The following is a 21,266-nucleotide window of genomic DNA, read 5'->3' as shown; positions in this document are numbered from 1 at the left end:
CCATGGTATCGGCGGCATCCTGGGCGGCGTGCTCACGGGCCTGTTCTGCGTGCCGGAGCTCTCGTGGACCGGTAAGGGCGGCCTGTTCTACACGTCAGGAGCTTCACGAAATCAATCAGATCGGTCATGGGCATCACCTCCCGTCGCATGGAGGGCGCTGCCCGGCACATGGAACTGCCGTCAACAACTGCCATTCTATCAAAGCGCGGTCATAAATACGAATATATGTTCGATAATAACAGCAACGTGATTCCCTCGAATAGCAGCCTTTCGTAAGGGCGGCAGAAGACGGCGCTGGGCGATTGGGGCTAGACGCGCAGGTCTTCGTCACCGAAAGCCCGTTTGATTAACCAGCCCTCTGTAGGTACACTGCATATTGATGGGCCCGGGATGACCGCTGATTCAAGTCACCGGGCCTAAATCTTTTTCATGCATTTGAATAGAGCGGGCGACTCCCTTGGTGCCGTCTGTGTGGCGAGTGCCTGGCGCATGGCATTGCGTCCCGCTTTCATGTCCGCACGGGCGCCTATCTTTACGGCAATGTAGCCGCCTATGTAGCAAGCGGCAAGCAACGGAGAAAGGCCCTAACCGTGTCAGCTGAAAAGATGCCGGGTATCTCGGCTATCGATACGACGAACTTTGCGCGCCAGATTGTGCTGGACTTTGAGTTTGCGCCGGTGCCAAAGCAGCGCCAGCGCCGTGGACTGCGCAATGAGATTATCGAGGTCGGCGCCGTCAAACTCGATTACCACGGCAACGTTATGGGCGAGTTCTCGCAGTTTGTGCAGACGGAATTTACCGAAGGCGTTGCGTTTCCCGTCCGCGAGCTCACAGGGATATCGGCCGTGGACACCGCGATGGCCGATCCACTCTATGTGGTGATCAAAAGGCTCAGTGATTGGATCGGTCGCTACTCCGCCCAGGTGGTCTGTTGGAGCGGGGCGGACCGTCGACAGCTTTTGACCGAGTGCCAGGCAAAGCACATCGACCTTTCCGCATTTCCTGCGGATTGGGCCGACCTGCAGGCGTTTTACACCTCGATCATGGACGTGGGTAGCCACGGGCGCGTCTCGCTGGGCGACGCGGCAACGTGGTTTGGCATCGAGTTCGACGAGTCGACGGGCCACGCCCACAGCGCCCTTGCCGATGCGCGCGTGACCGCCAAGCTTCTCAAGCAGATGATGGAGGGGAACTATCACGTGAGTCCGCACGCCCAGGAGATCCGCCAACGATGGGGGATGGGCGAGCGACCCCAGACGCGTCTTTCCAGCAAGTGCCCCGAGCTGGGCGACCTGCTGCTGAAGCTGAAGGCGGAGGGGAGGTAGGGGGCGTTCAGTTGGTAGCCGAGGCAGTTGGGACGGTCGAGGTCGCGCTAACGAAAATCCATTTGTTAAACCTGCTAGCCCTGGGTACACTGCATATCGATGGGCCCGGGATGACCGCTGATTCAAGTCACCGGTCCTAAATTCATATCTATAGGTTTAACCGAATGGCTGACAAGCCTACGGGACCTAAGATTCCATGGCATCGCGAATGGGCAGAACGTTGACTCTCGACTTCCCCTTCTATCTGCGTCAGATGGTCATTGGCTTCTGTTCCTTTGCTAGAATCAGAAGCACATTTGTATTGCATCATGCAATCGCGGGGGTTGCCAATGAAATACGCCGAGCTTGTCGACGGAGAGGCCAAGACAGGCGAGCTCAAGAGCTTTCTTGTGGATGGCGAGAACGTTGCCGTGACCATCCGCATACCTAAAAACATGCGTGATGCGGCGAAGGACGCCGCTGCGCTTTCTGGCATCAGCTTTACCTCGCTGGTAAAGATGAGCCTCATCGAATATCTGACCAAGAAGGAGAAATAGCAGTGGCGGATAGCGACGATCTTATCAAGGCCGTTGGCGCCAATATTCAAGAGAAGGCATCTCTCATTTGGAGTGCCGCCGATACCCTGCGTGGCCCCTACAAGCCTCATGAGTACGGCCTGGTCATCCTTCCTATGACCGTTATCAAACGCTTCCACGACTGCCTTGAGCCCACGCACGATGCCGTTCTCGCCGCAGCTGAGAAATACAAAGCCTTTTCCGTGAAGGACGGCTTTTTGCGCGATGCCTCCGGCTACCCCTTCTACAACACCTCTAAGTTCACCTTCGAGACGCTCAAGGCCGACCCGGAGAACATCGAGGACAACTTCAAGGACTACATCAACGGGTTCTCGGACAACGTGCAGGACATCTTGGCACGCATGAAGTTCGCCGACCAGATCGAACGCCTCTCCGACCCAGACGCCCCGCTGCTCTACCAGGTCGTCTGCGACTTCTGCAAGCCGCAGGCCGACATGTCGCCCGACAAGATCAAAGCTGTGGACATGGGCTACATCTTCGAGAACCTCATTCAGCGCTTCTCCGAGTCCTACGACGAGGACGCCGGCGCTCACTTCACGAGCCGCGACATCGTGTACCTCATGACCGACCTGCTCATTCAGGCGGACCCGCACGTCTTCGACGGCGACCGCATCACGAAGACCGTCTACGACCAGACCATGGGAACCTCGCAGATGCTCGGCTGCACCGAGGAGCGCCTGCGCCAGCTCGACGCCGAGGCCCGTGTAACCTGCTACGGTCAGGAGTTCAATCCCTTCACTTTCGGCATCGCGAAGGCGAGTGCGCTAATTCGTGGCGAGGACGACGCCAACATGCGCTTCGGAGATACCCTCTCCGCCGATAAGTTCGATGGCTTCAAGTTCGACTACTGCATTTCCAATCCACCCTTCGGTGACCCGTGGAATCCTCAGGCCCCCTCGGTGGAGAAGGAATTCAAGACTGCCGGCGGTGGACGCTTCCCCGTTGAGAAGCTTCCCGCCAAGGGCGATGGTCAGATGCTCTTCGTGCTCAACGGCCTGTCTAAGCTCAAGGACGACGGCGTGATGGCGATTGTCCAGGACGCGAGTCCGCTCTACAAGGGCAAGCCCGGCAGCGGCGAGGACAGCATCCGCCGATACGTGTTGGAGAACGACTGGCTCGACGCGATCGTGCAGCTGCCCTGCGACTCGTTCTACAACACCGGCATCGCCACCTACGTTTGGCTCTTCAGCAAGGCGAAGGCACCGGAGCATCGCGACCACGTGCTGCTCATCGACGCCTCCCGGTGCTTCGAGAAGCGCCGCAAGGGCATTGGCGACAAGAAGAACGACATCACCAAGTCCTGCCGCGACCTTATCGTCCAGGCGTACTCCGAGTATCGCGACGGCACTTGGACGGGCGCCGGGTCCAACGGACTAGAGGTCTCCGTCGAGGCGCGCCTGATGGAGACGGTCGAGTTTGGCTTCAACCGCGTTGCCGTGGAGAGCCCCGTCGTCGACGAGGACGGAGAACCCGTCCTTAACAAACGCGGGAAAATGCAGGCGGACAAGGCCAAGGAGGACACCGAGGACATCCCGCTCACTCAGGACATTGACGCCTATATCGAGCGCGAGGTACGCCCGTACAACAAGTACGCCTGGGTGGACAAGAAGAAGACCAAGGTGGGCTACACCGTCCCGTTCACGCGCGTGTTCTACAAGTACGCCGAGCTGGAGCCAGCTGACGAGATCGCCAAGCGCATCCTCGAGCACGAGAAGACGCTCGAGAAGAGCCTCAAGGCCCTCTTCGGAGAGGTGCGTTAGCAATGCGGGAGATGAAGGACAGTGGCGTCGAGTGGCTCGGCGAGGTCCCCTCGAGGTGGAAATTGCATAGGGCTAAGCGCCTGTTTAAACTCACCAACGACAGGGGCAACGATGACCTTACGCTTTTGGCAGCGACCCAGAAGCATGGCATGTGGCCTCAGGATAGGCTTGAAGGTGTTGTTCGCGTTAAGGACGATACCGACCTAAGTAGATTCCGTACGGTTCACAGGAATGATTTTGTAATCAGCCTGCGCAGCTTCCAGGGCGGCTTCGAGCGCTCCGACTTCGAAGGGGTCTGTTCGCCTGCTTACCAAACGTTTCGCTCAATAAAGCCAATCGACTATCAGTTCTATAAGTACTTGTTTAAGTCGCCGTCGTTTATTGACCATATGAATTCACTAACGTTGGGCATCCGCGAAGGCAAAACAATCAAGTTCGAGGACTTTGCAGCCCAAGTGCTACCCATGCCTCCCCTCGATGAGCAGCGCCGCATCGCGGAATACCTGGACGATAAGTGCGCCGAAATCGACCGCGCCGTCTCCACCGCCGAGCAGTCTATTGAAGAGTACAGGGCGTATCAAAACGATGTGGTTAAACGAGCCATTGTTTACGGTACGTGTAACGCTTTCAAAGTGAAAGAAAGCGGAGTCCCGGCGATAGGAAAAATGAATGCGAACTGGGGCCTCGTGATGGTGAAGCGTCTCGCTGTATTTCTCAACGGAGATAGAAGTGACAGCTACCCTTCAGGCGACGACATTCAAGAGGCTGGAATTCCGTTTATTACGTCTGGCGACCTCAATGGTCGTTATCTTCCCGACGTCTTTTCGAAGTACATTTCGCAAGATAAGTACGATTCACTTAAGGGTGTGAAGCTACGGCGCGGTGATGTCGTCTTTTGTTTGCGCGGAAGCGTTGGCAAATGCTCGTTGAACCGAACGGAGAACTGCGGCACGGTTGCTTCTTCGCTGACTGTCGCTAGACCCATTTGCTGCGCTCCCGAGTGGCTTAGCTATGCGCTTACGTGCTCATCTACCACCAATCAAGCCATGGCTACTGCCATTGGTGCAACGAGCGCAAATCTTGCCGCTAACGTATTGGCTCGGGCGTTTGTGCCATTGCCCCCTCTCTCCGAACAGCGTCTCATTGCGGACTACTTGGACGAGAAGTGCACCCAGATCGATGCCGATATCGCTGCCAAGCAGGCTATCATCACCGACCTCAAAGCGTACAAGCAGTCGCTCATCTACGAGACCGTCACCGGAAAGCGGGAGGTGTAGCCAATGGGCGATTCCTATCGTCTTCCGGGCATCGTGCTGGAGGCGTCGTCGTCGAAAACGTGGGATATTGCCGTTTCCGAATGGCACGTGGTGGGGTGCCATGACAATGGGAACACCTCCGGAGAGTGTCTTTGCGGGCATGAGGGCATCAGGTATGAGTTCACAATCAAAAATTCCGTCAACGGGAAAGAGCTCTCGCCAATAGGCTCCACCTGCATCCTTAAGTTTGAAAATGATGAGCTCAAGAACGAGGTTGAGGGCTGGAAGGCAGCGATCAAGCTGCTGGAAGCCCTTGAGGCGAGGAAGCCGGGCGTGCGACTCGATGGCATGAACAGGGATCTGTTTTCTCGACGCCTCTACGCTTTCCTTTACGAGAGGGGCGCCTTTCCGGCCAATAGGTACAACGGTTATGACGGTCGAAACGATTACGAGTTCATGGTGGATATGTTCAACAAGAGGACGGCACCGACGGAAAAGCAGCGCGCGAAGATGTACATGGTGCTAAACAAGAGCATATTTCCGTGGCTCGCTCTCTTTGGTCGCGAGTTGAGAGAGATGAGGTTGTAGCATGCCTGCGCAGACAAAGGAAAAGAACCTCGAAGAGGACATCGAGTCGTTTCTCTGCTCGCCTGAGGGCGGTTTCTTCAAGTGCGACGACAGGCATTCGCTCCTCTACGTCGAGGACGGCACCTATCAGATGGTCGGCGGCGGCTACATGGAGCATCGTGACCGTGCGCTCGACGCCGCCACCCTGGTCAACTTCATCCAGACGACGCAGCCCAAGGCGTGGGATCGCTTCGAGCGCATGTGCAACTCCGATTCCACGGCGAAGTTCGCCAAGGTCTTCAACGACGCCGTCGACCGCCTGGGTATGGTCGCGGTGCTCAAACACGGCTTCAAGCACCGAGGAATTCCTTTCAAGGTCGTATTCTTCAAGCCGGAGAGCGGGCTTAACGAAAGCGCCGCCGACCGCTATGCCAAGAACGTCTGCCGCTGCATCCGCCAGTTCCACTTCGCCGAGACGGGCAACCAGACCATCGACATGGTCCTGGACGTGAACGGCATCCCCCTGGTGAGCATAGAGCTCAAGGACCAGTTCACCGGCCAAGACGTTGAGAATGCCATGCGCCAGTGGCGCGAGGACCGCGACCCGAGGTGTCGCTGTCTCAAGTTCAACACGCGCATGGTGGCCTTTTTCGCCGTCGATCTCGAAAATGTCTACATGACCACCAAGCTGGAGGGCGCGAAGACCTTCTTCCTGCCGTTCAACCAGGGCTCCGCCGGGGCGGGAAACGACGGCGGCGCCGGCAACCCCGCAAATCCCGACGGTTATGCCACGAGCCACTTGTGGGAGGTCGCCCTGCAGAAGGACAGCCTGCTCGATATCGTCAACAAGTTCCTCCACCTGGAGGTCAAGGAAGAGACAGAGCTCGATGCGCGCGGCAACGAGGTGAAGCGCAAGAAGGAGCGCATCATCTTCCCCCGTTACCACCAGCTCGACTCCGTGCGTAAGGTCATCGCCGACGTGCGCGCGAACGGGACGGGCAAGAACTACCTCGTGCAGCATTCGGCGGGGTCGGGCAAGTCGAACAGCATCGCCTGGACGGCCTATCGCCTTGCATCCCTCTTTGTGGATGACACCCCGCTGTTCGACTCCGTGGTCGTCGTCACCGACCGCCGAGTGCTCGACAGCCAGCTGCAGGAGACCATCTCGGGCTTCGATCACGCCATCGGCTCGGTCGTGACCATCGGCAAGGACAAGACCTCGGCCGACCTGCGGGACGCCATCAACGGCGGCGCTCGTCTCATCGTCTCGACCCTTCAGAAGTTCCCCGTGATCTACGAGCAGGTCGAGAGCAAGGGTAAGCGCTTCGCCATCATCGTCGACGAGGCACATTCGTCCCAGACGGGAACGAGCGCGCTCAAGCTCAAGAGCGCCCTTGCCGACAAGCGCGACGCGCTCGAGGAGTACGCTGAGATCGAGGCGGAAGCCGAGGACGCCGCAGCCGATTGGGAGGACCAGCTCGCCGACGAGCTCGCGAGCCACGGCCGTCACAAGAACCTGACCTTCGTTGCCTTTACCGCCACGCCAAAGGAACAGACGCTCGAGATCTTCGGCGATGAGTGGCCTGACGGGTCCTTCCACCCGTTCCACGTCTACTCGATGCGCCAGGCGATAGAGGAGGGCTTCATTATGGACCCCCTCGCCAACTACGTGAGTTATTCGGAGGCCGTCGAGCTCGCACGCACGGTCCCCGACAATCCCGACGTACCGAGCAGCCCCACGCTCAAGCTGCTCCGCAAGTATAAGGAGCTGCACCCCTATGCCCTCGGCCAGAAAGCCGAGATCATCGTGGAGACATTCCGCAATGTGACACGCACCAAAATCCGCGGCAAGGGCAAGATGATGGTGGTCACGGCCTCGCGCCTCGCGACGGTTCGCTACTACCACGAGATCAAGCGCTACATGCAGAAGAAGGGCTACGATGATATCGAGGTGCTGGTGGCGTTCTCGGGCGCCATTAGCGACCCGGCTGACGGCCCCGACGGTCCCGAGTACACCGAGCCGGTCATCAACGTCGGCCACGATGGACAACGCGTCGCCGAGAGCCAAACGAAGGCCGAGTTCCACAACTATGGGGACGTGCTTGTTGTTGCCGAGAAGTACCAGACGGGCTTTGACGAGCCGCTGCTGCACACGCTGGTGGTGGACAAGAAGCTCAAGGACGTGAAGGCCGTCCAGACGCTCTGCCGCGTCAACCGCATCCACCCGGACAAGGAGGACACCTACATCCTCGACTTCGTGAACAAGCCCGAGGACATCCAGAAGGCTTTCGAACGCTTCTACACCGAGACGTCGCTTTCCGAGCAGATTAACACCGACCTCCTCTATCAGGTGCAGACCGATATTCGCGGTTACGGGCTCTATGACGAGTCTGACATTGAGGCCGCTGCCGAGATAGTCTTCACCGATGGCAAGGGTAAATCGCAGAGCAACGTGCAGGGTAAGCTCGCGGCCGTTTTGAAGCCGGCGGTCGCGCGTTATAACGAGTTGAACGACGATGAACGCTATCAGGTTCGTCGCAAGGTGCGTAGCTTCTGCAAGTGGTACACCTACATCACCCAGATCGTGCGCATGTTTGACCGAGACCTGCATAAGGAATACGTGTATTTAAGCTATCTGCGCCACCTCCTCAAGGTCGAGAAGATCCCCGTCGAGGCTGTGGACGACAAGGTCGAGATGCGCTTCTACAAGCTCAAGCAGGAGTTCGAGGGCAGCATTTCGCTTGAGCCTGGCGGCGGCGTGCTCGATCCCGGTGGCGCGGCCAAGACCGTGACGCCCGATAAGAAGCGCGACCCGCTGCAGGTGCTCGTGGATAAGTTCAACGAGCAGTGGGCTGGCAACTTCACCGAGGGAGATCGTGTGGTTATCGACACGCTGTGGAAGCGTATCGCCGAAAACCCGCAGGTCGCCGACACCATCCGTCGCGACGGCAGACAGGTCTTCGAATCAAGCCTGCTGCCCAAGGTGTTCGATGAGGAGGCTCGCCGCGCCTATGTGGAGAACACGGACTCCTTTACCAGCCTCTTTGAGGACAGTGAGAAGTATCGCGCCATGATGAGCGCCATCGGGCAGCTGCTGGTTGAGAAATTCAAGTAGGATTCCTGAGATTGATGTTGGAAAAAGGGGCAACCGCAAATGAAAGCAACCGAGGCAAATCTACTCGACCTTATGGGCGTGGCGAAGATGCAGTTTGTCATTCCCGTGTACCAGCGAGTTTACTCGTGGAGTGTAAAAGAGTGCGAGGTGCTTTGGGATGACGTCATGCGAGCGGGTCGTGATGGCGTATCGCACTTCGTGGGGTCAATGCTTTATATCCCCGAGTCCGAGAGCTCTGCCACGAGCATTTCGCGCGTGCTTCTGATTGACGGACAGCAGCGCATGACGACGTTTTCGTTGATGATTGCAGCTTTGGCTGACTATTTGGAGAGCAACCCCGACAAGGCTGGCTTCCTTGGCGACCTCAAAATCTCGGCGCTGAGGAAAAATTACCTCTTTAACGATGACGACTACAACGGTCTGGCACGCTACAAGCTGGTGCTCTCGCAGGACGATAAAGAGACGCTGTTCTCCATCGTGTCTGGGGCTCCCGTGCCAGATGAAAAATCGGATCGGATTGTCGAGAACCATGCGTTCTTCCGCGAGAAGATGCGTGGTAAATCATTTGACCCGGCAAGGCTTTGGGCGGGGCTAAACCGCGTGCAGGTCATCGACACTAAGCTCACCGCTGGCGTTGATAATGCCCAGCTCATATTTGAGTCCATGAACTCCAAGGGCAAGCCGCTCACGCCCATTGACCTCATCCGTAACTACGTTCTAATGTCGCTTCCCAACGACGAACAGACCAAGCTTTATGAGGGTTATTGGCATCCACTCGAGTGCTTGTTCGGAAAAGGCGGCGAGGACGAGTTCAATGCATTTATCTGGTACTGGCTGTGGCTTAAAGTTCCCAATAGGATGCCGAAGGAGAACGAGGCCTACTACGAGTTTAAGCGCTATTTCGCCGACGACTACGATGGTGACACCGAGGGCCTGCTTAAGGAGCTGCGCGGGTATGCACATAGATACGCCAGTCTGTTCCTTGGTAAGGAGAAGGACGACGGACTGCGCCGAGTGTTCGGCAGAATCGTAAGCCTCGACGTGAAGCAGATAAGGCCCCTCTTAATGTTGCTTTATTCGGTTTACGAGGGGAATGGACTAGACCGCAATGCGTTTTTACGTATCTGCGAGACTATCGAGTCGTTTCTGTTCAGGCGAGCGGTTTGCGGCAGACTTACCACGGGCCTAAATAATTTCTTTGCCGGCATGTATCGCAATCTCGAGCAGCAGGACGATATCGAGGAGTACGTTACGGCGATGCTCCTTATCCACAGCAGCGGTATGACCGCATACTTTCCGACAGACGAGCATTTTGTCGAGGAGTTTAAGGCGCGTGACTGCTACAACCGCTTCTCTAAAAAGCGCTATTACCTGGAACGCATGGAGAACTGGCACCACCCGAAGGAGTCCATCTCAGCCGACGATTACCAGACCGAGCACATCATGCCCCAGACGATTGATGATGAGCACGGCTGGAAGGAATCGCTTGGTGAGAACTGGGAAGACGTCCACGACAGGCTGTGCAACAACTTGGGAAATCTTACGCTGACGGGCTACAACCAGGAGTACTCAAACCGGTCGTTCTCGGACAAGCTCAATCTGCCTGACGTCGGATTTAAGTGCAGCCCGCTCTACCTAAACAAATCGATTGTCTCGCATGAAAAATGGGGTGAGGAAGAGATTGGGCAGCGCGCGGACGAGCTGGCGAAAGAAGCGTGCGAGATATGGAAGTATCCCGACCTTCCGGCAGACGTCGTCGACAAGTACCGTCCTTCTCGTGGGGAGCCTGACGAGGCTCCTGTCTGGACTCTGCATGAGAACCACCCCACCTTTGCCGAAGGTGGGCTCAACCAGAAGCTTTTCGATGAGGTGCGCGAGTCCGTTCTGAGTGGTAACCCTTCGTGGGAGTCCTACATAGCCAAGTACTATGTAGGCTTCAGGTCGGGCAAGCGAAAACTGCATGCCGTGTTAGAAGGTAGGACCAGCAACGGTGGCTGGATTGCCGTCGGCCTGGCAAAGAGCGTGGATGACCTAATTGATCCAGAGGACATGTGCCAGGACAAACGTACGCAGGGTGGATTTGGCCCAGGCCTACCGACCTATGTTGCTCTTCGTAATGCCGATGACATTCCCGCGGTGCTCGATCTTATAAAGTAGTGCTAGGTTAAAGGCCGGGAATCTAATTCCCGGCCCTTGCCATCTCGGAATTGCCGATGGCTTATCTGCCCACCTACACCCCCGCAATCCCGCGCGCCGCGCTCAGCAGCTCGTACTCCCTCTGGCTCCACTGGTGCAGCTCGGCCGCGTGCACGGCGTCGCGACACAGGTCCAGGAACACCTCGGCGCCCTCGCAGAAGCACTCGCGGGCAAAGGCGCCGGATCCGTCCGCAACGCACGCACCGTCGGCAAAAAGCTTCCAGCTGGACGGCTCGCGCGAGCCGTCTCCGAGCAGCTTGATCTGCAGAACATGTGGGCCGCCAGCGGCACATGGCCCTTCTTCCAACGCCTGCACCGTAAAGCGCATCTGGAGGGACAGAGTATAAAATCCGGAAAAGTGTCGAAATAGGCACCTTAAAACTTCGGAAAAGTGTAGCTGGATGACAAAACAGCACTAAGAAGCTGGTGCTGGATGCGGGATCCTGTGGCCGCCTTCAGCCCTCGCTACTCGTCGTCCCCGTCGTTGGGGTCGCCCTTGAGGGTGTTGATGTCCAGGTACTGGTTATCGTCCTCTTTTTGCTGGGTCTCCGACTCCGCTTGGGTGGGGCCGCGGAACAGCTGGAATCCCTCAAATGCAATGACACCGAGCAGGGCAATGATAATGGCGATAAAGGCAACCTTGACTGCCTGCGGAAATTCCGAGAAACGCAGTGCCTTTTCCTCGGCGTAATAATCGGCGAAGCGCTCTTCGCCCGTGCTTTTGGTATACGCCGGCGCGGACGCGGCCTCCGGGTCATATTCCGGTGCGGGCGTGGCAGCGTACGGATCGTTGGGATAATCGCTCGACGCGGTGCCATAGTCCTCGGTCTCGATGCGACTGTTGCCAGCATAGCCATCGGAATAATCGGAATATGCCGTACCGCCCTCATAGTCTGCGGCGCTCGTGTTGGCGGCAAAAAGCGGGTTAACTGGAACGTCGAGCGCCGGCATGCCGGTAGAGGTCTCATCCAGATCGGTTGCAGCCCAGGAATCGTAGGCAACCTGATGGGCAACGGGCTCATCGAGCCTTGCGACCGGAGGCTTGCGTGCCGCAGGAACAGGCAACTGCTGGGCGCTGTACATAACAGTGCTGTCGGCCGATTTGCCCTGCGTCGCTGCTGCGAGAAATGCCGCCGTCTCGGATGGGTCACTTGCGGGGCGGGGAGCGGGCGTGGGCGCCGAAGTGGGTGCGGGTGTAGGCGCGGGCGTCGAAACAGCCGACTGCGCAGGAGTCGGCGCAGATGCGGTCTTAGGCGCAAGTGCGGGATTGGGGCTTGACGGGCGAGCCGCGCCGCCGCCCATGAGTTCGTCGGCGGTCCACGGGCGATCATCCATCACATCGCCAAGGCTCAGCGAAAACAGGTCGTCTTCACCCTCATCGAACATGCGGTGCACATGTCCACCAATTGCCGGAATCAATCCGCGACCGGTGCATGATGCCTTGCTCAACGCCATTCTGTTCCATCCTTTCGAAATACTAATGACATCGATTATATGGAACTTCCCAAGTGGCTCGGTCTTGGATTCGTGCTTTCCAGAACTCGCGCCCAAAAGGGGAGGGGCAATCCAGGCGAGCGCCTACTTGTCGCCGGCCGCCGCCTTGGCCTCATTGAGGTAGCTATAAAAACTGTACTTGGAGATGCCAAAGAACTCGCAGGCGCGCTCGCTCGACTTGGAAATGAGGAAGGCGCCGCGACGGTCGAGGTAGCCAATGGCACGAATGCGCTCGTCTTTGGTCATGAGTGCCGCGGGCTTGCCCACAAACTGCTCGCACTCGTGCAGCAGGTCCTCGAGCAGGTCGCCGATGTTCTTGGTAATGGGCTCGGGCTCGGTATAGCCCGTGCCGCCGGTGCCGGTAAAGGCGTCGAGCGAACGCTCAAAAGCCTTCATGAGCGTAATGTCAAAGTTAATGCCCAAAATGCCGACGGGCTTGCCTTCGTCGTTGCGGATAAAGATCGTCGACGATTTGAGCAGCTTGCCATCGGTGGTTTTGGTGAGGTATGGCTCGCGGTCGTGCACGTCGGTGGTGCCCTCGTGCATGGACTCAAACACGATATGGCTGGGGCCGTCACCCAGTTTGCGCCCGCTGACGTGGCCGTTTTCGATCACTACGATGGAGTGGTCCACGTCCTCGGTTTCCAGATCGTGGACGACGACTTCGCAGTTGGGGCCAAATTGGAGCGCCAGGCCGTGTGCTAGGCGCTTGTAAAACTCAATCTGTGCGGGGGTCATGGGTGCCTTCCTAAAAATTAGTTTGGGCACACTTTGCCATAAACCACACTTGACCGCAAACAAATCCATCAACAAGGCAATTCATGACCGTTCGGCGGCGAAAAAGTACCGATTACGGCAACAAACAATTCGTTAGGTACGCCAATCAAAAAGTGTGATAGAACATTACTAACAAACTTTTTGTTTGGCATCCACATAAAAGTTCAGCCGTGTGAATGGGATCGGGCTGAAACGCGTATGCGGGGGCCGGCAAGAGAGGACTTAAGGAGTTCACCGTATGGCCGATAAGATCCAGTGGGCGGGCAACACGATGCCCAAGAGCGATGACAAGCACTTGGGAATCATGAGCCTCGACCACGTGAAGAAGGCCCGTGCCTTCCACCAGTCGTTCCCTCAATATACCGTCACTCCGCTTGCCCGTCTGGACGGTCAGGCTGCGCGCCTGGGCCTGTCCAACCTGTGCGTTAAGGACGAGAGCTATCGCTTTGGCCTCAACGCCTTTAAGGTTCTGGGCGGCTCGTTTGCCATGGCCAACTACATTGCCGATGAGACCGGCAAGGACGTTGCCGACTGCACCTTCGATTACCTGACTTCCGATCAGCTTGCCAAGGACTTTGGCCAGGCCACCTTCTTTACCGCCACCGACGGCAACCATGGCCGCGGCGTGGCATGGGCTGCCAACAAGCTGGGTCAGAAGGCCGTCGTGCACATGCCCAAGGGTTCCACCAAGCCCCGCTTCGACAACATCGCCGCTGAGGGCGCCACGGTGACCATCGAAGAGGTCAACTACGACGAGTGCGTGCGCATGGCCGCCGCCGAGGCCGACGCCTGCGAGCGCGGCGTCATCGTTCAGGACACCGCCTGGGAGGGCTACGAGAAGATCCCGTCTTGGATTATGGAGGGCTACGGCACCATGGCTTCCGAGGCTGCCGAGCAGCTGCGCGAGATGGCCATCAACCGCCCGACGCACGTCTTTGTCCAGGCCGGTGTAGGCTCGCTCGCCGGCGCCGTGGTGGGCTACTTCACCAACCTGTATCCCGATAACCCGCCCACCTTCGTCGTGGTTGAGTGCGCGCCTGCCGCCTGCCTGTACAAGGGCGCTGCCGCCGGCGACGGTGACCCGCGCATCGTGGACGGCGACATGCCCTCCATCATGGCCGGTCTGTGCTGCGGTGAGCCCAACATCCTGGGCTGGGATATCCTGCGCAACCACGCCACCGCCTTCGTGTCCTGCCCCGACTGGGTCACCGCTCGCGGCATGCGCACCCTGGGCGCTCCCGAGAAGGGCGACCCGCGCGTCATCTCCGGCGAGTCCGGCGCTGTGACCACCGGTCTGGTCGAGACTCTCATGCTCGATCCCGAGTACGCCGAGCTCAAGGAACTCATCGGCCTGGACAAGACGAGCTCCGTGCTCTGCTTCTCCACCGAGGGCGATACGGATCCCGACCAGTATCGCCGCATTGTTTGGGAAGGCGAATATCCCACTTGCTAATCGTTGGGGCGGAGTAAATAGGTATCGCTCCGCCACCTCAAAGGTAGATTCCTTCGTTTGAAAGGTTATGAACAATGGCTAAAGAACTCGATTTCGACGCTATCAAGGCTGCTGCTGAGTCTCATCGTGCTGATATGACTCGCTTCCTGCGCGCTATGATCTCCCATCCCTCTGAGTCCTGCGAGGAGGGTGAGGTTGTTGCTTGCATCAAGGCCGAGATGGAGAACCTTGGCTATGACGAGGTCAAGGTCGACGGCCTGGGCAACGTTATGGGCTTTATGGGCGAGGGCGACAAGATCATCGCCATCGACTCCCACATCGACACCGTCGGCATCGGCAACATCGAGAACTGGGATGCCGATCCCTACGAGGGCTACGAGACCGATGAGATCATCTACGGCCGCGGCGGCTCCGACCAGGAGGGCGGCATGGCTTCTGCTACCTACGCTGCCAAGATGATGAAGGACATGGGCCTCATCCCCGAGGGCTACAAGATCATGGTCGTCGGCACCGTCCAGGAAGAGGACTGCGACGGCATGTGCTGGCAGTACATCTACAACAAGGACGGCATTAAGCCCGAGTTCGTCATTTCCACCGAGCCCACCGACGGCGGCATCTACCGCGGTCACCGCGGCCGCATGGAGATCCGCGTCGACGTTCACGGCACCTCCTGCCACGGCTCCGCTCCCGACCGCGGCGACAACGCCATCTACAAGATGGCCGACATCATCGCCGACGTCCGCGCCCTCAACAACAACGGCTGCGACGAGTCGACCGACATCAAGGGTCTCGTCAAGATGCTCGACCCCAAGTACAATCCCGAGCACTTCGAGGATGCCCGCTTCCTGGGCCGCGGCACCTGCACCGTCAGCCAGATCTTCTACACCAGCCCCAGCCGTTGCGCCGTGGCCGACTCCTGCGCCATCTCCATCGACCGTCGCATGACCGCCGGTGAAACCTGGGAGTCCTGCCTGGACGAGATCCGCAACCTGCCGGCTGCCAAGAAGTACGGCGACGACGTGAAGGTCTCCATGTACATGTACGACCGTCCGTCCTGGACCGGCGAGGTCTACGAGACCGAGGCTTACTTCCCCACGTGGATCAACAAGGAGACCGCTCCGCACGTCAAGGCTCTCGTCGACGCCCACAAGGCCATGTTCGGTGACGAGCGCATCGGCTGCGAGCCCAGCATGGACAAGCGCACCGGTCGCCCGCTGTGCGACAAGTGGACCTTTTCCACGAACTGCGTTTCCATCCAGGGCCGCTACGGCATCCCCTGCGTGGGCTTTGGCCCGGGTGCCGAGTCTCAGGCTCACGCTCCCAACGAGGTCACCTACAAGGACGACCTGGTCACCGCTGCTGCCATGTACGTGGCTGCCCTGAACCTCTACGATCCGAGCAAGGCCGATGGCGACGCCACCGTGTTCCGCGCCGGTCTGACCAACAACAAGATTGATTAGTCCCATTCCTCGATTTTGTTGAGCCGGGGGCTGCTCGTGTCCCCGGCACCCCCTGTTGACTTGGGGCCCGCGGTCGTTATCTCCCATGCTTCCTCAACGGTGGCGGGTCCTCGTCATGGTGCTCTGCATGTTCTAGCCACACGCGCATGCCGGAGCACATCTACTCATTGCGATCGTTTCATCTTTAGAAAGGACATTTCCATGGACGCTAAGTTTACCGAGCTCGTCGAGCAGCTGAACGGCCTCGATTTTAAGGGTATGTACGGCAGCGACTTCCTGCACACCTGGGACAAGACTACCGATGAGCTCAAGGCTCTCTACATCGTCGCCGACGCCCTGCGCGAGCTGCGCGAGAACAACGTCTCGTCCAAGATCTTCGACTCGGGTCTGGCCGTCTCCCTGTTCCGCGACAACTCCACCCGTACGCGCTTCTCCTTCTCTAAGGCCGCCAACCTGCTCGGCCTTGAGCTGCAGGACCTGGACGAGAAGAAGTCCCAGATCGCTCACGGCGAGACCGTCCGCGAGACCGCTACCATGATCTCCTTCATGGCCGACGTCATCGGCATCCGCGATGACATGTACATCGGCAAGGGCGACGCCTACATGACCGAGGTCTCTGAGTCCGTGCAGCAGGCCTACGAGGACGGCGTTCTGGATCACCGTCCCACGCTCATCTCCCTGCAGTCCGATTCCGACCACCCCACGCAGTCCTCTGCCGACATGCTCTACCTCATCAACGAGTTTGGCGGCCTCGAGAACCTCAAGGGCAAGAAGGTTGCCGTCACCTGGGCCTATTCGCCCTCTTACGGCAAGCCGCTGTCCTGCCCGCAGTCGCTGATCAGCCTGCTGCCCCGCTTTGGCATGGACGTCACCCTGGCTCACCCCGAGGGCTATGACCTCATGCCCGAGGTCGTCGAGCGCGCCAAGGGCTACGCCGCCGAGTCCGGCACCACCTTTAAGCAGGTCAACACCATGGCCGAGGCCTTCGAGGGCGCCGACATCGTGATCCCCAAGAGCTGGGCTCCGTTTGCCGCCATGGAGAAGCGCACCAACCTGTACGCCGAGGGCGACGACGCCGGCATCGCAGCGCTCGAGAAGGAGCTGCTCGCCCAGAACGCCACCCATCAGGACTGGTGCTCCACGACCGAGCTCATGGAGAAGACTGCCAACGGCCAAGACACCATCTTTATGCACCCGCTGCCCGCCGACATCTCCGGTGTTTCCTGTGAGCACGGCGAGGTTAACGCCGACGTCTTCGACATGCACCGCGTGGGCATGTACAAGGAGGCCAGCTACAAGCCGTACGCCATCGCTGCCATGATGTTCCTGCAGAAGGTTGCCGATCCCGCCGCTACCCTCAAGGCCCTCGACGAGCGCAACACCGCCCGTTGGCTCCAGGCCTAAAGCCGGGTTGAGGTAAGCCATGTAAAGGGGGCGCTCTGCCAACCGGCGGGGTGCCCTTTTTTGCATCGCGGGCGTGCGGGATAAGCGCTTTCGATGTGGATGCCCGCGGCGCGAGTTATGGGTACGATGGTTTCGGGGGAGGTATCACCATGAGACTTGGATGCGTCATTATGGCTTCGGGCGAGGGCAAGCGGTTTGGCTCTAACAAGATGCTTGCCGATATCTATGGCGAGCCGCTGATTGCCCGGGCCATCGATTCGGTTCCCCGGGGCTTTGACGTCGTGGTTTCGACGCGTTGGCCCGAGGTCGCTCAGATTTGCGAGGACAAGCATTGCCCGTGCGTTCTGCACGATGGCGAGCTGCGCAGCGAAAGCGTCCGTGCGGGCCTTTCGTGGGGAGTCGAACGCAACTGGAAAGGTTGCCTCTTTTTGCCGGGCGACCAGCCGCTTGTGAGCACGGACTCTTTTGAGGCCATGGTTCGCGCGTTTGACGAGCGTGGCCGCAAACATCCGGTGCGCTTGGCGTGCAACGGTGAGCCTTCGAGCCCGGTGCTCTTTCCGGCGGAACTATTCGATGCACTCATGCGTCTTGAGGGCAAGGACGGCGGGGGCTCGATTCTCAAGGACCGTACCGACGTGGTGCTGGTCGAGGCGCGTGCCTACGAGCTGTGGGATGTCGATACCGCAGAGGGACAGCGACGCATAACGGAGCATATCGCGGCCTGCTCGTATTTTGATCGCGTGGCCAACTGTATTAATCAATAAGGAGCAACATGATCATCATCAAAAACGGCGCGCTCGTGACGCCCCAGGGGCTTCGCCGCGCCGATCTTGCCATGGAGGGCGACAAGATTGTGCGGATTGCCGCGGCGATTGAGCCGGCCGAGGGCGATACCGTCGAGGACGCCGCGGGCTGCTGGGTGTTTCCCGGCTTTATCGACGGCCACACGCACATGCAGTGCTGGACTGGCATGGATTGGACAGCCGATAGCTTTGAAACCGGCACGCGTGCGGCTGCCTGCGGCGGTACGACGACCATCGTGGACTACGCGACGGCTGATCGCGGCGTGACCATGCCCGATGCCTTGGCCGAGTGGCATCGCCGTGCCGACGGAACCTGCACGGCCAACTACGCCTTTCATATGGCACTCGCCGAGTGGAATGAACGCAACCGCGCCGATCTTTCGGCTATGCGCGAGGCGGGCGTATCGTCGTTTAAGACCTACTTTGCCTACGATCATTTGCGCCTGGACGATGCCGAGACGCTCGAGGTGCTCGAGGAGCTCAAGCGTATTGGCGGCATACTGTGCGTGCATTGCGAGAACGGTACGCTGGTGAATGAGCTGCAGAAGCGCGTGTACGAGCAGGGGATTCATGGGCCCGAGGGGCATGCGCTCAGCCGCCCGGACGTGTGTGAGGCCGAAGCCGTGAGCCGCCTGCTGTATCTGGCGCACCTGGCCGGCGACGCCCCAGTCAACGTGGTGCACCTTTCGACCAAGTTGGGGCTCGGGGCCATTCGTGCTGCCAAAGCGCGCGGGCAGAAGAATATCTATGTCGAGACCTGCCCCCAATATCTGATGCTTGACGACACCTGCTATCTGGAGCAGGGCGAGGACGGCTTTGCGGGCGCCAAGTACGTGATGAGCCCGCCGCTGCGCCATGCCGGTGACCGTGCGGCACTGCGCGAGGCGCTTGTGGCCGGCGAGATCGATACGATTGCGACCGATCATTGCAGCTTTAACCTGCACGGGCAAAAGGACCGCGGGCGCGACGATTTCCGCGCGATTCCCAACGGCGGGCCCGGCGTGGAGCATCGTCCCGTCGCGATTGCCACGAGCTTTGAGGGACAGCTGGGACCCGAGGACCTCTGCCGCTTGATGAGCGAGAACCCGGCGCGCGTGTTTGGCATGTACCCGCGCAAGGGCTGTCTTGCCGAGGGTGCCGATGCCGACGTGTGCGTGTGGGATCCTTGCGCGCGTTGGACGATCAGCGCCGCGACACAGCATCAGGCCGTGGACTACACGCCGCTCGAGGGCTTTGAGGCACATGGCCGCGCCAAGGCCGTGTTTGTGAACGGCGTGCTGGCGGCACGCGACGGCGAGCCCACCGGAGCCCAGCCCGGCCGCTACGTCCCCCGCTAGCAGCAAAGATGCCGTGTCCCCTCCTCAGTTGCGGTGAAATACGGACTGTTTGCGGCCGTCGGGCGGCCAAACAGTCCGTATTTCACCGCAACTGAGGAGATGGGGCCGGCTACTTGAGGCTGCTGGCGACGACGGGGTGGTCGAGAGCTGCCTCGAAGCGGTCGGCCATCGTGGGGTCGCTGAGCGTGTCGACTTGGTTGAGCATGATGCGGGCATTGTTGAGGTTCAGCATCCGCAGCTCGGCATTGAGCACCTGGGCGACGCGCTCTGGGGTGGCAGTGTCGGTGAGCTCGCAGCCGCAACGCTCGCAAAAGAGCTCGGGGCGGTGGACAACCTCGGCGACGGGTTTGCCCAGTCCCGAGGTGCCGACGACCCAGACAACGTTTGCCGTGGCGGCGGGAATTACCGGCTCCCAGGCGGCATGCGCCTTGAGCGGGAGTCGCTTGCTACCGTCTGCCTCGGCCAACACATAGTCAAAGCGCTGTGCCAGCTCGCCGAGTGGCTCGGCGGGGGCGGAGAGCTTGCCTGTCTCCGGGTCCAAGATGCCTGCCTGGCAGATGCCTCCGCGTGCAAGCCCCGCGCAGGCCTCGCAGGTGCAGCCTGGGGCGTGTGGGGCACCTGGCTTCCAAGGCGCGGCGTCCAGGCGACGATTCGACCCGTCCCATGGCACGCCGGCAACGGGAAGCATATGCGTGGTGGTGCAGAGGAGCACGCGGCCGCCAGCGCGCATGAGCTCAAGACCCAGCGTTTTGAGCAACGTCGACTTGCCGCCGCTGCCGATAATCGCGGTAATGCCCGGCTCGATCCTGAGCGCCGAGGCAAGATTGCCGCTAACCGTTTCCATCTGTTCACCGCCGTATAATACTGTGATAATAAATAATCATCAGAGTAGCGGTCGAACCGCTTTTGCTCTGCTCAAACCGTAGCACAGGGAGGTGCCCCGGGAATGCTCGTTTATGTTCGCGGCGCCGGCGATATCGCCACGGGTGTCGCCGCTCGCTTGGTGCGCGCCGGCGTGTCGGTCGTTATGGCCGATATCGCGGTTCCCACGTGCATCCGCCGCACAATCAGTTTTTGCGAGGCTATTCGCCTGGGCGAGGTCCAGGTCGAGGGCATTCGCGCTCGCTTGGCGCAGACGCCGGCAGAGGCGCTCGAGATTACCCAAGCGGGGGATGTTGCCGTCGTGGTGGACCCTCAGGCCAAGATGCTCGATGAGCTTAAACCCGCGGCTGTGGTCGACGCGATTCTGGCCAAGCGCAACCTGGGCACCACGCGCGACATGGCGCCTACCGTCATCGCCGTGGGGCCGGGCTTTACCGCGCCGGTCGATTGCGACGCCGTGGTCGAGACCATGCGCGGGCATTTCCTGGGCCGTGTCATTACCCAAGGTTCACCCCAGCCCAACACGGGCGTGCCGGGCATTATCGCTGGCTATGGCAAAGAGCGTGTTATCCACAGCCCCGCCGCCGGCGTGTTTCGGTCCGACCGCGCAATCGGCGACATCGTGCGCGCCGGAGACGTGATTGGCTACGCGGGCGATACGCCCATGCGCACGCAGATCGATGGCTGTCTGCGCGGGCTTTTGGCGAACGGCGTGCAGGTGACCGAGGGCTTTAAATGCGCCGATGTCGATCCGCGCGGCGATGCCAGCTATATCAACTACATTTCGGACAAGGCGACGTCGGTCGGCGGCGGCGTGCTCGAGGCACTCGCTATGCTCACCGATATCTTTAGAGGATAGAAG

18 protein-coding genes are annotated in these 21,266 nt (G+C 59.5%); 14 read left to right on the top strand and 4 right to left on the bottom strand.

Translation table 11 applies throughout. The annotated features are described in order from the left end of the window. From AAAX31_RS03880 to AAAX31_RS03845, 8 genes are all read left to right on the top strand, one after another. Nucleotides 1-250, top strand: a 250-nt coding sequence (locus AAAX31_RS03880; RefSeq protein WP_349076216.1) for a hypothetical protein, incomplete at its 5' end; no start/stop codon positions are given. Between the two features lie 340 nt (nucleotides 251-590). Further along, on the top strand, nucleotides 591-1,325 hold the full coding sequence (locus AAAX31_RS03875; protein ID WP_349076215.1) for a 3'-5' exonuclease: 735 nt from the start codon (nucleotides 591-593) through the stop codon (nucleotides 1,323-1,325). A 329-nt stretch (nucleotides 1,326-1,654) separates the two neighbouring features. Continuing rightward, the gene (locus AAAX31_RS03870; RefSeq protein ID WP_117769397.1) at nucleotides 1,655-1,861 is read left to right on the top strand and encodes a hypothetical protein; all 207 of its coding nucleotides are present in this window, start codon (nucleotides 1,655-1,657) and stop codon (nucleotides 1,859-1,861) included. A 2-nt stretch (nucleotides 1,862-1,863) separates the two neighbouring features. Beyond that, on the top strand, nucleotides 1,864-3,660 hold the full coding sequence (locus AAAX31_RS03865) for a class I SAM-dependent DNA methyltransferase (RefSeq protein ID WP_117769399.1): 1,797 nt from the start codon (nucleotides 1,864-1,866) through the stop codon (nucleotides 3,658-3,660). A 2-nt stretch (nucleotides 3,661-3,662) separates the two neighbouring features. Then, complete coding sequence (locus AAAX31_RS03860; RefSeq protein ID WP_117848312.1) at nucleotides 3,663-4,937, top strand: restriction endonuclease subunit S; 1,275 nt, start codon at nucleotides 3,663-3,665, stop codon at nucleotides 4,935-4,937. A gap of 3 nt (nucleotides 4,938-4,940) precedes the next feature. Continuing rightward, nucleotides 4,941-5,504, top strand: a complete 564-nt coding sequence (locus AAAX31_RS03855; RefSeq protein WP_117769403.1) for a hypothetical protein — start codon at nucleotides 4,941-4,943, stop codon at nucleotides 5,502-5,504. 1 nt (nucleotide 5,505) lies between these two features. Next, nucleotides 5,506-8,598, top strand: a complete 3,093-nt coding sequence (locus AAAX31_RS03850) for a DEAD/DEAH box helicase family protein (protein ID WP_117769405.1) — start codon at nucleotides 5,506-5,508, stop codon at nucleotides 8,596-8,598. Between the two features lie 39 nt (nucleotides 8,599-8,637). Further along, entirely contained in the window at nucleotides 8,638-10,755 is a 2,118-nt protein-coding gene (locus tag AAAX31_RS03845; protein ID WP_349076214.1) for a DUF262 domain-containing protein, read from the top strand. Nucleotides 10,756-10,828: 73 nt separating this feature from the next. Here AAAX31_RS03845 and AAAX31_RS03840 read toward each other — a convergent pair whose 3' ends face one another. The 3 genes from AAAX31_RS03840 to AAAX31_RS03830 form a co-directional block, all read right to left on the bottom strand. Then, complete coding sequence (locus AAAX31_RS03840) at nucleotides 10,829-11,110, bottom strand: hypothetical protein (protein ID WP_147332627.1); 282 nt, start codon at nucleotides 11,108-11,110, stop codon at nucleotides 10,829-10,831. A 149-nt stretch (nucleotides 11,111-11,259) separates the two neighbouring features. Beyond that, nucleotides 11,260-12,249 carry a hypothetical protein gene (locus tag AAAX31_RS03835; protein WP_349076213.1) on the bottom strand — a complete coding sequence of 330 codons (990 nt, stop codon included), beginning with the start codon at nucleotides 12,247-12,249 and terminating at the stop codon, nucleotides 11,260-11,262. A gap of 123 nt (nucleotides 12,250-12,372) precedes the next feature. Beyond that, nucleotides 12,373-13,026, bottom strand: coding sequence for a helix-turn-helix transcriptional regulator (locus AAAX31_RS03830; protein WP_022094290.1), 654 nt, complete (start codon nucleotides 13,024-13,026; stop codon nucleotides 12,373-12,375). A gap of 277 nt (nucleotides 13,027-13,303) precedes the next feature. Here AAAX31_RS03830 and dpaL point away from each other — a divergent pair, with 277 nt between their 5' ends. The 5 genes from dpaL to hydA all read left to right on the top strand — a co-directional run bounded on the left by dpaL (nucleotide 13,304) and on the right by hydA (nucleotide 19,522). Continuing rightward, nucleotides 13,304-14,518 (top strand): diaminopropionate ammonia-lyase, encoded by a 1,215-nt coding sequence (gene dpaL, locus AAAX31_RS03825; RefSeq protein ID WP_117769413.1) that lies wholly within the window; start codon nucleotides 13,304-13,306, stop codon nucleotides 14,516-14,518. A gap of 74 nt (nucleotides 14,519-14,592) precedes the next feature. Further along, nucleotides 14,593-15,978, top strand: a complete 1,386-nt coding sequence (locus tag AAAX31_RS03820) for a YgeY family selenium metabolism-linked hydrolase (protein ID WP_117769415.1) — start codon at nucleotides 14,593-14,595, stop codon at nucleotides 15,976-15,978. A gap of 201 nt (nucleotides 15,979-16,179) precedes the next feature. Further along, nucleotides 16,180-17,382 carry a knotted carbamoyltransferase YgeW gene (gene ygeW, locus AAAX31_RS03815; protein ID WP_349076212.1) on the top strand — a complete coding sequence of 401 codons (1,203 nt, stop codon included), beginning with the start codon at nucleotides 16,180-16,182 and terminating at the stop codon, nucleotides 17,380-17,382. A 149-nt stretch (nucleotides 17,383-17,531) separates the two neighbouring features. After that, entirely contained in the window at nucleotides 17,532-18,146 is a 615-nt protein-coding gene (locus AAAX31_RS03810; protein WP_195232232.1) for a nucleotidyltransferase family protein, read from the top strand. Nucleotides 18,147-18,154: 8 nt separating this feature from the next. After that, nucleotides 18,155-19,522 carry a dihydropyrimidinase gene (gene hydA, locus AAAX31_RS03805; RefSeq protein WP_349076211.1) on the top strand — a complete coding sequence of 456 codons (1,368 nt, stop codon included), beginning with the start codon at nucleotides 18,155-18,157 and terminating at the stop codon, nucleotides 19,520-19,522. Nucleotides 19,523-19,631: 109 nt separating this feature from the next. Here the strand turns inward: hydA and yqeC are convergent, their stop codons facing one another. Then, the gene (gene yqeC / locus AAAX31_RS03800) at nucleotides 19,632-20,366 is read right to left on the bottom strand and encodes a selenium cofactor biosynthesis protein YqeC (protein WP_349076209.1); all 735 of its coding nucleotides are present in this window, start codon (nucleotides 20,364-20,366) and stop codon (nucleotides 19,632-19,634) included. A 102-nt stretch (nucleotides 20,367-20,468) separates the two neighbouring features. On the opposite strand from yqeC, the gene yqeB reads away from it, so the two are divergent. Then, entirely contained in the window at nucleotides 20,469-21,263 is a 795-nt protein-coding gene (gene yqeB, locus AAAX31_RS03795; protein WP_349076208.1) for a selenium-dependent molybdenum cofactor biosynthesis protein YqeB, read from the top strand. Nucleotides 21,264-21,266: the final 3 nt, after the last annotated feature.

This window comes from Collinsella sp. CLA-ER-H5, from assembly GCF_040092375.1.
GTDB lineage: Bacteria > Actinomycetota > Coriobacteriia > Coriobacteriales > Coriobacteriaceae > Collinsella.
The sequence above is the reverse complement of the archived record's forward strand: the minus strand, read 5'-3'. Positions and strand labels throughout refer to the sequence as shown.